Origin of the sequence: Fulvivirga sp., assembly GCF_040220315.1 — a bacterium.
Classification (GTDB): domain Bacteria; phylum Bacteroidota; class Bacteroidia; order Cytophagales; family Cyclobacteriaceae; genus Fulvivirga.
Map to the genome: position 1 here is coordinate 1 of NZ_JAVJUY010000320.1, position 13,275 is coordinate 13,275.

The 13,275-nt window shown below is 37.8% G+C and carries 13 protein-coding genes; 8 read left to right on the plus strand and 5 right to left on the minus strand.

The window, feature by feature from the left end; genetic code table 11:
* The first annotated feature begins 61 nt into the window (after positions 1-61).
* Both RLO81_RS16175 and RLO81_RS16180 read left to right on the plus strand, forming a co-directional pair.
* Positions 62-658 (plus strand): hypothetical protein, encoded by a 597-nt coding sequence (locus tag RLO81_RS16175; RefSeq protein ID WP_350113976.1) that lies wholly within the window; start codon positions 62-64, stop codon positions 656-658.
* A 3-nt stretch (positions 659-661) separates the two neighbouring features.
* Positions 662-2,083, plus strand: coding sequence for an SLC13 family permease (locus RLO81_RS16180; protein ID WP_350113979.1), 1,422 nt, complete (start codon positions 662-664; stop codon positions 2,081-2,083).
* On the opposite strand, the gene RLO81_RS16185 is transcribed toward RLO81_RS16180, so the two are convergent.
* Entirely contained in the window at positions 2,084-2,425 is a 342-nt protein-coding gene (locus tag RLO81_RS16185) for a DUF6249 domain-containing protein (protein WP_350113982.1), read from the minus strand.
* Between the two features lie 134 nt (positions 2,426-2,559).
* Between RLO81_RS16185 and RLO81_RS16190 the strand changes: the two genes are divergently transcribed.
* Both RLO81_RS16190 and RLO81_RS16195 read left to right on the plus strand, forming a co-directional pair.
* A complete protein-coding gene (locus tag RLO81_RS16190; RefSeq protein ID WP_350113985.1) occupies positions 2,560-3,120 on the plus strand; it encodes an RNA polymerase sigma factor in 561 nt (186 codons plus the stop codon).
* Between the two features lie 2 nt (positions 3,121-3,122).
* Positions 3,123-3,638: an anti-sigma factor family protein gene (locus RLO81_RS16195; protein WP_350113988.1), complete on the plus strand. Its 516-nt coding sequence runs from the start codon at positions 3,123-3,125 to the stop codon at positions 3,636-3,638.
* A gap of 56 nt (positions 3,639-3,694) precedes the next feature.
* On the opposite strand, the gene ahcY is transcribed toward RLO81_RS16195, so the two are convergent.
* A complete protein-coding gene (ahcY, locus tag RLO81_RS16200) occupies positions 3,695-4,996 on the minus strand; it encodes an adenosylhomocysteinase (RefSeq protein ID WP_350113991.1) in 1,302 nt (433 codons plus the stop codon).
* A gap of 169 nt (positions 4,997-5,165) precedes the next feature.
* Here ahcY and RLO81_RS16205 point away from each other — a divergent pair, with 169 nt between their 5' ends.
* A complete protein-coding gene (locus RLO81_RS16205) occupies positions 5,166-5,642 on the plus strand; it encodes an Lrp/AsnC family transcriptional regulator (protein ID WP_205723451.1) in 477 nt (158 codons plus the stop codon).
* Positions 5,643-5,644: 2 nt separating this feature from the next.
* Here the strand turns inward: RLO81_RS16205 and RLO81_RS16210 are convergent, their stop codons facing one another.
* The gene (locus tag RLO81_RS16210) at positions 5,645-6,724 is read right to left on the minus strand and encodes a fatty acid desaturase family protein (RefSeq protein WP_350113995.1); all 1,080 of its coding nucleotides are present in this window, start codon (positions 6,722-6,724) and stop codon (positions 5,645-5,647) included.
* Positions 6,725-6,836: 112 nt separating this feature from the next.
* Entirely contained in the window at positions 6,837-7,505 is a 669-nt protein-coding gene (locus RLO81_RS16215; RefSeq protein WP_350113999.1) for a pyridoxamine 5'-phosphate oxidase family protein, read from the minus strand.
* A gap of 89 nt (positions 7,506-7,594) precedes the next feature.
* Here RLO81_RS16215 and pdxR point away from each other — a divergent pair, with 89 nt between their 5' ends.
* Complete coding sequence (gene pdxR, locus RLO81_RS16220; protein ID WP_350114002.1) at positions 7,595-9,055, plus strand: MocR-like pyridoxine biosynthesis transcription factor PdxR; 1,461 nt, start codon at positions 7,595-7,597, stop codon at positions 9,053-9,055.
* Here the strand turns inward: pdxR and dnaA are convergent.
* Complete coding sequence (gene dnaA, locus RLO81_RS16225; protein WP_350114005.1) at positions 9,036-10,448, minus strand: chromosomal replication initiator protein DnaA; 1,413 nt, start codon at positions 10,446-10,448, stop codon at positions 9,036-9,038. The genes pdxR and dnaA overlap by 20 nt on opposite strands.
* Before the next feature lie 264 nt (positions 10,449-10,712).
* Between dnaA and RLO81_RS16230 the strand changes: the two genes are divergently transcribed.
* Both RLO81_RS16230 and scpA read left to right on the plus strand, forming a co-directional pair.
* On the plus strand, positions 10,713-11,804 hold the full coding sequence (locus tag RLO81_RS16230; protein ID WP_350114008.1) for a methylmalonyl-CoA mutase family protein: 1,092 nt from the start codon (positions 10,713-10,715) through the stop codon (positions 11,802-11,804).
* Between the two features lie 12 nt (positions 11,805-11,816).
* Positions 11,817-13,275, plus strand: a 1,459-nt coding sequence (scpA, locus tag RLO81_RS16235) for a methylmalonyl-CoA mutase (protein WP_350114011.1), incomplete at its 3' end; no start/stop codon positions are given.

Genomic DNA, 13,275 nt, shown 5'->3' on the forward strand with positions numbered 1-13,275 from the left:
TTGCCTTTGAAAATGCCCGGGAATTAATGCAGTCTTCCTAATTTTTTCGTAAACTAGGCGCATGGATCAAATGCCAAAAATAATTGAGGGGTTCACTCATACAGAATACCTGACTGTATTTAGTGCAATTATATTCGGTTACGTTGGTGCCGAATACTTCCAAGGTTGGGGAGCCTTGTTACGAAACAGACGGATGGTTAAGGCCTATTGGCAGCACACTTTATGGACCATATTTGCTTTTACACTTTTTATCCAAAACTGGTGGGGGATTTGGCCAAGAACCAAACTGATTAACGAGAGCATTTTTTACTTCTTTTATTCTCTCGTGCCTATTTTCCTATTTTACATAATTAGTGTTATTCTATTTCCTGATTTTAGGTCAATGGAAAAGAATATTAAAACAGATATGCAGGAGTATTTCTACTCTAACACAAGATACCTGTTTGGCCTCTTTGCTTTGTATTTTGTTTTTACAATAGTTAGTTCGTTTGTATATCCGGATATTGGTAATGTATTGGTTCAGAATTTAATTAGGGGTTTTGGAGTAGCATTGGCAGTAGGTGCTGCTTATTTTCATCAGAACAGAATTATACATACCATCTTTCTCATTATTGGGTATGCCGCCCTAATCAGGTTTTTCCTGGCATTACCAAGCTAGCCGATGAGCAGAAAATTAATAGGATTCTTTTTAGGGCCTATCATTTTCGGTCTTACTTTATTATTTGGCAAACAGCTATTGGGTGAAACAACCTCTGTAATTGCAGCCGCAGGTTGGATGATTACCTGGTGGGTAACTGAAGCAGTTGCTATACCGGTTACTGCACTTCTGCCACTAATCTTATTTCCTCTTTCCGGGGTTATTCCTATTGCTGAAGCTGCGGCTCCTTATGCCAGCCCTATTATTTTTCTGTTCATGGGCGGTTTTATGATTGCCCTTGGCTTGGAAAAGCACAACCTTCATATTCGATTAGCGCTAAATATTCTGAGAGTAACTGGTTCTTCTGGTAATGGGGTCATACTTGGGTTTATGCTTTCCACCGCTCTATTGAGTATGTGGATTAGCAATACAGCCACTGCAGTAATGATGCTACCCATTGCAGCATCGGTTGTTCAGTTATTAAGCAAAGATGGGTTTGTGAAAGCTGAAAAAACATTCGCTTTAGCTCTTATGCTTAGTATAGCCTATTCAGCAAATATAGGTGGCACCATGACACTCATCGGAACTCCACCTAATGTAGTAATGGCTGGTTATCTAAATCAATTATTACATTTTACAATTGGATTTAGCGATTGGCTTCTATTGGCTGTGCCAATTGGAATTATACTTATACTCATTACCTATTTCCTACTTACGGCAGTCCTATTTAGAAACAATATTAAAAATGTAGAAGGATCAAAAACGTTGATAGCGGGTGAAATAAATAAGCTAGGTATTATAACGCTGGAGGAAAAACTGGTGATACTCATTTTTGGATTAACTGCCTGCGGATGGATCTTTAAAAGCCAAATTAACTCTGTTATCGGTGCACCATTACTTACTGATCATATTACCGCTATGATCGGTGGCTGCCTTATGTTCTCTACACCATTGGATATTAAAAATAATAGTAAGCTTGTTGATTGGGAAGATACTAAAAAGTTGCCGTGGGGAATACTTTTGCTGTTTGGAGGTGGCATGTCACTGGCAAATGCATTAGCATATGTCGGGGTTATTGATAGCATTGGCGAGTTAGTTTCATCTTATTCTCAAGTAGAATTGATTCTGCTTATGGTGCTAGTAACCGGCTTAGTACTTTTCATGACGGAATTTATGAGCAATGTGGCGCTTGTTACTATTCTCATACCGGTAATCATTGCAGTGAGTGAAGGAATAAATATCAATCCATTATATCTGGTTATTCCTGCAACTCTGGCATCGAGTTGCGCCTTTATGATGCCCATATCTACACCACCTAATGCTATCGTATATTCAAGCGGGCATATTAAAATGGCGGAAATGATAAAAGCAGGCTTTTTGCTAAACCTGCTTTCAATTGTTATCCTGACCTTAATGTGTTATTGGGTTATCCCGATGGTATTTTAATTAACCTTCATTTTTATTCTTCTTTTCTTCAATGATATAGGAAAGTCCAAGCCCTATGCCTCCGAATACGAAAATCATTGAGAAATAGGCTACATCATCCATGTGAGTATTGGTATCAAGCAAATAACCTACAACCAAACCCGTTCCGCCACCTATTAATAAAAGTGCGAAGCGTAGTGGCCAGGAAGTATTCCTGATTATTTTCATATCAGCAGGATTCATCCCCTTATCTATCATTGACATTCTTTCTTCGTTTTCGAATTTTCTTAAATAAATTACTAAAACCGAAATGGCGATGATCCCGACTATCGGAATGAATACGCCTACCATAGCTACATCCATATTATTTGTTTTTTGACTGTAAAAATTAAATTCAGCTCTTTGACTTAACCACACATCATTAGGTTACAGCCAATCTAAAAAAAATATTTTGTCAAATATCTGTAACTTGATTTCACAATTGAAGTCAAAGGACTGTGAATCATTTATCTGATGACATAATTATTTCAAGAGTACTTCAAGGTAACAATGACGCCTTCGGGTTACTTGTGGATAAATACAAAAGCTATTGCTTTACAATAGCCTTTAATGTTGTTAAAAATGATGAAGAAGCGGAAGAGATAGCGCAAGAGTCGTTTATAAAAGCGTATAAAAGTCTGGCGAAGTTTAACAAGGAGGCTAAATTCAGCACTTGGCTATATCGTATTGTGTTTAATACTGCATTAACGGCACAGCGTAAAGCAACGAGGTATCAAAAAACTGAATTTGACAATAGCATGCATTCTCCGCTGGACTTTCAAAAGAATGTAAGCGAGCATGAAGACCAAAAGAAATATGTAGCAAAGGCTATGGATCAGTTGCTCGAGGCGGATAAAGTGGCACTTACGTTGTTTTATTTTGAAGAAATGTCTTTAGAAGAAATTAGTGAGGTAACAGGTATTGCCCTATCTACCATTAAAGTAAGGCTACACCGGGCAAGAAAGAGGTTTGCGGTGGAATTACAAAAGTTATTAAAAGAAGAAGCTATAAACTTATAGTTATGAAAAACATTGAAGAATATGATGACCTGTTGTGGAGCTATTTAGATAATAGCCTGGCATCAAAAGAAAAGGAAGAATTAGAAGCCAAATTATCTGCTAACCGGGATTTAAGTCTAAGACTAGAAGAATTTAGAACTCTTACTCACTTCACTAAAAAGAACATTCTGGTTACGCCTAGTGAAAGTTTTACCCAAATAGTAATGTCTAAAATTGATGACTTGGGATTTAAGCCTAAGAAGTCTCATTGGCTGTTGGTACTTACTGTCATAATGACTGTTATAGGCTGTAGCTTTTATATTTCTCAATATGAGACAACTTTGCAACTTAACTTACCTTCTTATGAATTACCTCTTCTTGAATCTTATTTGCCTGCAGAGGGTCTGAACATCGCCAAGAATATTAATGTCGATATTGTAAGTAAAGTATTACTTTATTCAATTACATTTTTGGGATTGCTGCTTTTCGATAGAGCAATACTCAAACCCTACTTTAAATCGAGAAGATTAGCTCATTAACAAAAAGGGTCATCCGCTAGCTAGCGGATGACCCTTTTTAATTGATTTCAATACTATTAGTATCTATAGTATTCCGGCTTATAAGGGCCTTCTACTGTAACACCAATGTATTTAGCCTGATCTTCAGTAAGCTCTTCTAGTTCAACACCAATTTTAGCTAAGTGAAGTTTTGCTACTTTTTCATCTAAATGCTTAGGCAGCGTGTACACTTTATTCTCGTAACTGCCGCTGTTAGTCCAAAGTTCTATTTGAGCCAGCGTTTGGTTTGTGAAAGAGTTAGACATTACAAATGAAGGGTGGCCAGTTGCACAACCTAAGTTCACTAGTCTACCTTCAGCTAGTAAGATAACATCATTACCATTCGCTAATTTATATTTATCCACCTGAGGTTTGATCTCATCTTTCTCAGCGTTCTTGTTTAACCAGGCTACATCAATCTCATTATCAAAGTGACCAATATTACAAACGATAGTCTTGTCCTTCATTGATTCAAAGTGCTCACCTCTGATAATATCTTTATTACCTGTTGCAGTCACGACAATATCAGCTTCTTTTACTGCATCGCTCATCTTTTTCACTTCGAAACCGTCCATTGCTGCTTGTAAAGCACAGATAGGGTCAATTTCAGTAACAATTACTCTGGCACCTGCACCTCTTAATGAAGCAGCAGAACCTTTACCAACATCTCCATAACCACCAACAACAGCTACTTTACCAGCCATCATCACGTCAGTAGCTCTTCTAATAGCATCTACTAACGATTCTTTACAACCATACTTGTTATCAAACTTCGATTTAGTAACTGAATCGTTTACGTTAATGGCAGGCATTACTAATGTTCCGTTCTTTTCTCTTTCGATTAGTCTGTGAACACCCGTAGTAGTTTCTTCAGATAAACCTTTGATGCCATCCACATACTGAGGGTATTTATCAAATACCATATTTGTTAAATCACCCCCATCATCCAAAATCATGTTCAATGGCTGACCATCAGGGAATAGTAAAGTTTGCTCTATGCACCAGTCAAACTCTTGGTCGTTCATACCTTTCCAGGCATACACTGGAATACCCGCAGCAGCAATTGCAGCAGCAGCATGGTCTTGAGTTGAGAATATGTTACAAGATGACCATGTAACATCGGCACCAAGATCTACTAATGTTTCAATAAGTACAGCTGTTTGAATTGTCATGTGTAGACAACCAGCGATACGAGCACCTTTTAATGGCTTGGAAGCACCATATTCTTCTCTAAGAGCCATAAGACCTGGCATCTCAGCCTCAGCCAATTCAATTTCTTTTCTTCCCCATGCAGCTAAAGAAATGTCTTTAACCTTGTACTTTAATTTTTCGTCAATCATGATAGTATTAGAATAATAGTTAATTCATTTTGAGCTTACAAAGTTAGTAAAAAAGACCCTTACAACTTACAATCAATGATAATTCAGTATATTTTCCTAAATTTATGTACGATTCAGGATTAATTCCTGATTGATAGTTTTACACAATAATTAATTAGGAAATATTCCCATGCCTTCATCTTTAGATAATGTCGACCATCAAATACTTAGACTCCTGCAATCGGATGCCAAGCTGAACGTAAATGAGATTGCGCAGAAGTTAAATCTAACAAAGACCCCCATCTACGAAAGGATTAAAAGGCTCGAGCGCACAGGTGTAATTGATAAATATGTGGCACTTGTAAACAGACAAAAGTTTACCCCTTCAATAATCGTCTTTCTTACCGGTTCATTAAAGGTGAGTGAATTTGAGCAGACGCAGGAGTTTTATGATGCCGTTACAAAAATTGATGAAGTACTAGAGTGCTATCTTTTAGGTGGCGATAAAGACTTCATGCTAAAAGTTATTGCCAAAGATTTAGACTCCTATCATGAGTTTTACTCATCAATGATTGCCTCGATACCGCATGTAGGTGAAATACGTAGCTCATTTGTGCTGAAAGAAGTGAAATACTCTACAGCAATTCCAAATATGAACCTGGAATAGAATTAGGCAGCTACCCTGCCAAAGTACCTTAAGGTTTTATAATGAGATTTTAGCGCTTTGATAAACGTCTTATTCTCGATATACGGTACGCCATGATCCTTTGCTGTTTCTTCAACAATTTTTGAGATGGCCGGATAATGTATGTGGCAAATATTTGGGAACAAATGGTGTTCTATCTGAAAATTCAGTCCTCCGCATAAAAAGGCTGCCATTGGGCTCTTTCTGGAAAAATTAGCAGTTGTTTTCATTTGGTGTACTGCCCATGAATCTTGCAGCTGACCATCTTCATCCGGCTTCGGAAAGTCCATTCCTTCCACAACGTGAGCTAATTGAAAAACAAGCCCCATCACAAACCCTTCTGCCAAGTGCATGGCGATAAAACCTACCAGAAATTGCACCCATGTGATATCCAATACAACCAATGGAATAACAATAAATATTGTATAATATAATGCTTTAAAGAAAAACAAGTTGAAGTATTCTATTTTAGGTCTTTTAGAATTATCTGTTTCTCCAATTTTATCCTGAAAGAACTTCACATAATCTTTTCTAAATACCCACGACAGCGAAGCTAAGCCATATAAGAAAAAGGCATAATACTGCTGATACTTCATAATCGGCTTCTTTGGCTCTTCTGGTGACACGCGTACTAAACCAGGTGCAACTTCCAAATCTTCATCATGGCCGGGAATGTTCGTGAACGTATGATGCACTTTATTATGTGCCACGCTCCATACATAAGCATTGGCACCTATAATGTTAAACCAATAGCTCATCAATTTATTCACTGTACTATTAGCAGAGTACGACCCGTGAATAGCATCATGGGCTACATTGAATCCTATAAACGCCTGAACCATTCCTAATAAAATCGCTAATCCCAACATGGTAACTAAAGAGAAGTTACCTAGTAAGATGAGCAGGTATAATCCAATCAATGATCCTAAAAAGAAAACCGACTTGAAAATCATAAGCCCGTTAGCATTCTTGCTAATGTTATTAGACTTAAAATAGTCATCTACTTTCTTCTTTAATTCTGGATAAAATTCAGACTGACTTTTACCGTTAAACCTTACTTTCATATACTAGTGTTTACTCAAATTTAATCAGGAGATAAAAATATTTCCTAATAAGAATAAGCAAAAGTACTTGTTAAGTAACTGTAATTGAAACTATTTGATCTTTATTATATCATTATGCTCTTTCCTGCTTATCTAGCATCATTTTAACCGAATCTGGAATAGTCATCTCTTTTGTTAATTTTTCATCTACAACTGGTGGCTGCAAAACCTGTTTAATTGGAACTACCCCGGCCCATATATCAAGCATATAATCTGGTTCATCATCCACCGGTCCGCCTTCACGAATTTTAGCGGATGCCTGTTCTATTTTTAATTCAAGTAAGGTTGTGGCTTTTAATTCTTTACCTGTTGGTAGTCTTACTTCTTCCCACCTGCCGGGGATTATATGATCTGATATCACTTTTAGTGCATTATTTTTATCTGCTTCTGACACAATCTTTGCTTTACCAAAAACCACTACAGACCTGTAATTCATAGAATGATGAAAAGCTGAACGTGCCAATACCAAGCCATCGATGTGCGTTACGGCTAGACACACTTGTACTCCCTCTTCTAAATTCTTGATAAGCCTGCTTGACGCTGCCCCATGGAAATACAACTTATCACCTGCTCTTCCATATAATGTGGGTATTACAAAAGGTTGATTATTGGCTATAAAACTTAAATGGCATACAGAGCCATCATCTAAAACCGAATAAACTGTATTTTTATCATAAAAGCCCCGTTTTGGTACTCTTTTAACCTTATTGCGTGCATCTACTCTGTAAGAATCTGTAGTCATGGTTTATAATTAATTGTTTGATTCAGTAATATTATAACATAACCGGATTATATTAAGGAGCCATTTTTAAAATTCTTAAGGGTCCGGTTATGTTTCCATGGAAATCAACTATATCAATTCACAGAGCGGGTAGCAAACCATTATACCTCCAATTAACAGAACAGTTAATACAGGAAATTTCTTCAGGCAGATTGGCCCCGGGTCTTAAATTACCCGGCACACGTGTCTTATCAGAGATTTTAAATGTGAACCGTAAAACGGTTCAGAATTGCTATGATGAGTTGCTTGCCCAGGGTTGGCTAATTACTAAACCTTCATCGGGCACTTATGTATCACATACATTGCCTATATCGAATTTTGAAAAGTTAGAAGCGTCAGAAATAGAATCGCCAAATGTTGTTGGCCATTCTCAACGGTTTAATCTTGAATTTATCCCTAACTATAAGCCTGCAAAAACAAGGTTATCGTTCGATGGTGGTTCACCAGATTCAAGGCTTGCCCCATGGAAATGGATTTTTAGAGAGAGTCAGTCCATTCTACTTTCCAGAAAAAATAAAACCGTTGCCAACTATAACGATGCCAAGGGTGATGTCCATTTCCGGGAAATTCTGGCTAAGTATTTAGCTGAATCCAGAGGCCTGAATATTGCCAAAGACAATATATTAGTAACGGAAGGGAGCCAGATGGGCATTTACCTCAGCCTTCATGGCATATTAAATCCCAACGATATAGTTGTGGTTGGTGATAGCTCCTACGATGCTGCCGACTGGACTATACAAAGCTCTGGTGCGAAAATTCAACGAGTAACTGTAGATGAAAACGGTTTAGACATTGACAAACTTGAACAATTATGCTCAAAAAAGAACATTCGGTTGGTATACATAACACCTCATCACCATTTTCCCACAACTGTCACTTTGTCTAATGAGCGCAGAATTAAGCTGCTAAATCTTTCATCGCACTATGGTTTTACCATTTTAGAAGATGATTACGATTATGACTTCCACTATTCCAGCAACCCCATTTTACCACTTGCCAGTTTAAACCCGGTTGGGAACGTGATCTATATTGGCTCCTTTAGCAAATTATTAGCTGCCAATGTACGCGTAGGTTATGTTGTTGCTAATCAACACCTAATTGAATCATTTAGTAAACATAGAAGAATTGTTGGCCGGCAAGGAGATCACCTCATGCAGCATGTTATTGCTGAAGCAATTCTTACAGGTGAACTTAATCGTCATCTTAAAAAAAGTTGCCAAACCTATAAACAAAGAAGAGACCTAATGGCCAAAATAATTACTACAGATATGAGTGATTTCATCAAGTTTCGTCTACCTGAAGGCGGCATGGCCATTTGGGCTCATTTTATTGACGTTAACCTTCCACAATTACATGAAGCCATCAACAGGAATGGACTTAATTTAGATATTGATCGTGACCTAAGTAGAAAATTTAACGCTGCCAGAATTGGTTTTGCTTCAGTAAATGAAAATGAAATTTTGGAAGGAATGGAAATCCTCAAAACGAGTCTTAAGCAGCTCGCATCTTAAGCTTTTTCTTTAACTCTTCAACCTGAGTTTTGAAATTAGCATCAACATCCATCATATCATTCACTGATTGAACGGCATGAATGACTGTACTATGATCTCTTCCTCCAAAGTGATAGCCGATACCTTTTAGTGAATGATTCGTATATTCTTTGGCAAAATACATAGCCACTTGTCTGGCAATAACAATCTCCTTCTTCCTGATTTTATCTTTTAGTAAATCTACATTCACTTTATAGTATTCTGCTACTGTTTTCTGGATGTAATCAATACCAACCTCTGTTTCAATGTCGTGCACTATATTTTTGAGAGTCTGTTTGGCCAATTCAAGGTCCAACTCTACCCTACTCAGTGAAGCATGGGCTATTAAAGAAATTAATACTCCTTCCAGTTCACGAACATTGGTATCCACAGAATAAGCCAGGTATTCAATCACGTTATCAGGAATGTGAATTCCATCGGCCTGCATCTTTCTCTGAATAATTGCCACTCGGGTTTCATAGTCCGGCTGTTGCAAATCTGCAGTCAAACCCCACTTAAATCTAGACAACAATCTCTCTTCTAGTCCTTTCAAGTCTCTTGGAGGACAGTCACTCGTCATGATGATTTGTTTACCAGCCTGATGCAGGTGATTGAAAATATGGAAGAATATCTCTTGTGTACGCTCCTTACCAGCAAGGAATTGTACGTCATCAATAATGAGCACATCCACCTGCATGTAGAAATTCTGGTACTCCTGAATATTATTGCTTTTTACAGCTTCAATAAACTGATTTGTGAATTTTTCTGAAGAAACATAAAGTACAAATCGATCTTCCAGATTGCCTTTAATTTCATTGCCTATGGCCTGCACCAAATGTGTTTTACCTAATCCCACGCCACCATACAACATGAGCGGATTAAACGAAGTGATACCTGGCTTTTGCGCAACAGCAAAACCTGCAGATCTTGCTAATCTGTTGCAGTCACCCTCTATATAGGTATCAAATGTATAATTGGGATTAAGCTGCGATTGTTGATATAAATTATCTACGGATTTCAGCTTAAAAGGAGAAACGTAAGCTTCTTTCCCATGTTTAGGGCCATTACTTGATCTGGCGTTTGGAAGGTTTACCGAAAGTGGTGCTGAACCACTATTACCTTTGTCCACTATCACAGAATATTCTAAACGTGCTTTATCTCCTAGCACGGACTTAATGGCTTTTTTAAGTACCTGTACATAGTGTTCTTCCAGCCATTCATAAAAGAATTGGCTAGGAACCTGAATTGTTAAAATCTCACTATTACACTTAATAGGTACAATCGGCTTGAACCATGTATTGAAACTCTGCTCAGCAACATCTTCTTTAATCACCCGAAGGCAATCGCTCCACACAGTCTCCTTGTCAATTTCCATGTACACGGTTTGAGATAATTTATTTAAGCCTTGTAATTAGTGTTGTAAAAAAGGGAGTCAAATTTGGGGAAAAAATAACGAAGATGAAAGCGGATAATCTGCCTAATTGTCAATTAATTTTTATTTTATAAAAAAGGTACACGAATTCTTTAAAATATTAAAAGTGAATTTCTTACAGAACCAAATTACCGCAATCGATTGAACATATTCAGAGCAATCACTTAACTTTACTCATCTTATCAATAATGTACATAAATTCCTGAAATGTTTGAAGAGTTTAAGAAATCTACCAAAAAGGATTGGGAAGAAAAATCCAAGTCTGACTTAAAAGGAGAAGACGTATATTCAAAATACAAATGGAATATTGGCGACTTAGACATCTTGCCAATGTACGATGCCTCTGACATCGAAAATTTAGACTATTTGGATAATTTTAAAAATCAGTTGGCCAAGGATGATGACCCTTCCGGAGATGTAAGGGTTTGGAAAAATATTCAGAAAATAGCTGTCGCGAATTGTAAGGAGGCAAATAAGCAAGCGCTGGAAGCATTAAATAACGGGGCAGATGGTGTCCATTTTAACTTTACCAAAGGCCCCGATAACATAAATGTGTTACTTAAAAATATACTTCCGGAATACTGCCATTTGGAGTTTAGTGGACTTAGTAAATCAGCAATCGAAGCTGTGCTAGAGCTTTTAAGCAGTTCAAAATCATATCATGTTTTTTTTCACTCCCATGTAGATGACCAATATGATTTAATAAAGGATAGTGCACTAATGAATAACTCTGATTTACGCTTTGTTTCAATTGCAATTTCACCCGATGTTAGTTTGGATGATCAGGTGGCACAAGCGTTATCAGAGCTAAACCGTTCTATCAGATCACTTTTAATTAAAGGCATTGATATAAAGAAAATTTCAAATTCGTTTGCATTAATTACAGATATTGGCACGGATTACTTTGGTGAAATAGCTAAAACAAGAGCCATCAGAAACCAGGTGTTTCAACTTGTGCGTTCGTACGGCCATGAAGATTTTAGCCCCGAAGATGTAAAAATCAAATGCTCGTCATCACCATGGGTGAATGAAAAATATCAACCACATTCCAATATGCTGAAAGGCAGCACGGCAGCCATGGCAGGAATACTCGGTGGGTGCGATATACTTGAAATTCAACCTGAACAAGATAATTCATTGTCGAATAGAATAGCTCGCAATGTTTCCAGCGTTCTGAAAGAAGAATCTTATTTAGCAAAAGTGGCAGATCCTGTAGCAGGTAGTTATTATCTGGAATCGCTCACTGATCAGATATCAAAATCTGCCTGGAATAAATTTATATCATCACTTGAAGATTAATTCATCAAATTCATGAAGCCAGATTTCAAGAATATATCATACAACCAATTTAAACCTTCAAAAAAGAAGGTAGCTAATTCATCTTGGGATACGGCTGAGAAAATAGCTGTTCCTGGAATTATTTCGGAGGTTAAATTTGAGCACCTGGGATATACCGCTGGAATTCCACCTTATTTGAGAGGGCCTTATTCTACCATGTATGCGGGCAGACCTTGGACCATCAGACAATATGCAGGATTTTCTACAGCAGAAGAGTCCAATGCCTTCTATCGAAAAAACCTTGAAGCTGGACAGAAGGGGTTATCAGTAGCTTTCGATTTGGCTACTCACAGAGGGTATGACAGTGACCACCCGCGCGTGAAAGGTGATGTCGGCAAAGCCGGTGTGGCCATTGATTCGGTAGAAGATATGAAGCTTTTGTTCGATCAAATTCCTCTTGATAAAATGTCAGTATCTATGACCATGAACGGGGCTGTCATTCCAATCATGGCATTTTATATTGTTGCCGCTGAAGAACAAGGTGTAGATAAATCAGCCTTAAGTGGTACCATACAAAATGATATTTTAAAGGAGTTTATGGTGAGGAATACCTATATCTACCCTCCTCTGCCATCCATGAGATTGATTGCCGATATTTTCGAATACACTTCGGAAAACATGCCTCGTTTCAATTCTATAAGTATCAGTGGATATCACATACAAGAAGCTGGTGGCACCGCAGATATTGAACTGGCTTACACGTTGGCAGATGGAATGGAGTATTTGAGAACGGGTATTCAAGCGGGTATGGATATCGATGGATTTGCACCAAGGTTATCCTTCTTCTGGGGAATAGGCATGAACCATTTTATGGAAATCGCTAAGATGCGGGCTGGTAGATTATTATGGTCAAAAATCGTTAATAAATTCAATCCGAAGAATCCAAAATCACTGGCACTGAGAGCTCATTCTCAAACATCAGGTTGGAGTTTAACGGAACAAGACCCTTACAACAATGTTACTCGTACTTGTGTAGAGGCACTTGCGGCAGCATTAGGCCATACGCAATCGCTTCACACAAACGCATTAGACGAGGCCATTGCTTTACCAACTGATTTTTCAGCCCGTATTGCACGTAATACGCAGCTATATCTACAAAATGAAACCAATATCACCAAGGTGGTTGACCCTTGGGCCGGATCTCATTATGTTGAGTACCTGACTGATCAGCTCGTTAAGAGAGCATGGACTTTAATTGAAGAGGTGGAAGAACTTGGAGGTATGGCCAAGGCCATAGAAAGTGGCTTACCTAAGATGCGTATTGAAGAAGCTGCAGCACGAAAACAGGCACGGATTGATTCAGGCAAAGATGTAATTGTTGGTGTAAACAGATATCAAACAGATGAAAAACCTGACTTCGACACGCTGGAAGTAGATAATACCAGAGTTAGGCAAAGCCAGGTTAATAGAATAAACAAAATAAGATCTGAGC

What these genes read in the sequence shown, in the direction of transcription:
- RLO81_RS16175 (WP_350113976.1), top strand. Translation starts at nt 62, where the DNA reads ATGGATCAAATGCCAAAAATAATTGAGGGGTTCACTCATACAGAATAC.
- RLO81_RS16180 (WP_350113979.1), top strand. Translation starts at nt 662, where the DNA reads ATGAGCAGAAAATTAATAGGATTCTTTTTAGGGCCTATCATTTTCGGT.
- RLO81_RS16185 (WP_350113982.1), bottom strand. Translation starts at nt 2,425, where the DNA reads ATGGATGTAGCTATGGTAGGCGTATTCATTCCGATAGTCGGGATCATC.
- RLO81_RS16195 (WP_350113988.1), top strand. Translation starts at nt 3,123, where the DNA reads ATGAAAAACATTGAAGAATATGATGACCTGTTGTGGAGCTATTTAGAT.
- ahcY (WP_350113991.1), bottom strand. Translation starts at nt 4,996, where the DNA reads ATGATTGACGAAAAATTAAAGTACAAGGTTAAAGACATTTCTTTAGCT.
- RLO81_RS16205 (WP_205723451.1), top strand. Translation starts at nt 5,166, where the DNA reads ATGCCTTCATCTTTAGATAATGTCGACCATCAAATACTTAGACTCCTG.
- RLO81_RS16210 (WP_350113995.1), bottom strand. Translation starts at nt 6,724, where the DNA reads ATGAAAGTAAGGTTTAACGGTAAAAGTCAGTCTGAATTTTATCCAGAA.
- RLO81_RS16215 (WP_350113999.1), bottom strand. Translation starts at nt 7,505, where the DNA reads ATGACTACAGATTCTTACAGAGTAGATGCACGCAATAAGGTTAAAAGA.
- pdxR (WP_350114002.1), top strand. Translation starts at nt 7,595, where the DNA reads ATGTTTCCATGGAAATCAACTATATCAATTCACAGAGCGGGTAGCAAA.
- dnaA (WP_350114005.1), bottom strand. Translation starts at nt 10,448, where the DNA reads ATGGAAATTGACAAGGAGACTGTGTGGAGCGATTGCCTTCGGGTGATT.
- RLO81_RS16230 (WP_350114008.1), top strand. Translation starts at nt 10,713, where the DNA reads ATGTTTGAAGAGTTTAAGAAATCTACCAAAAAGGATTGGGAAGAAAAA.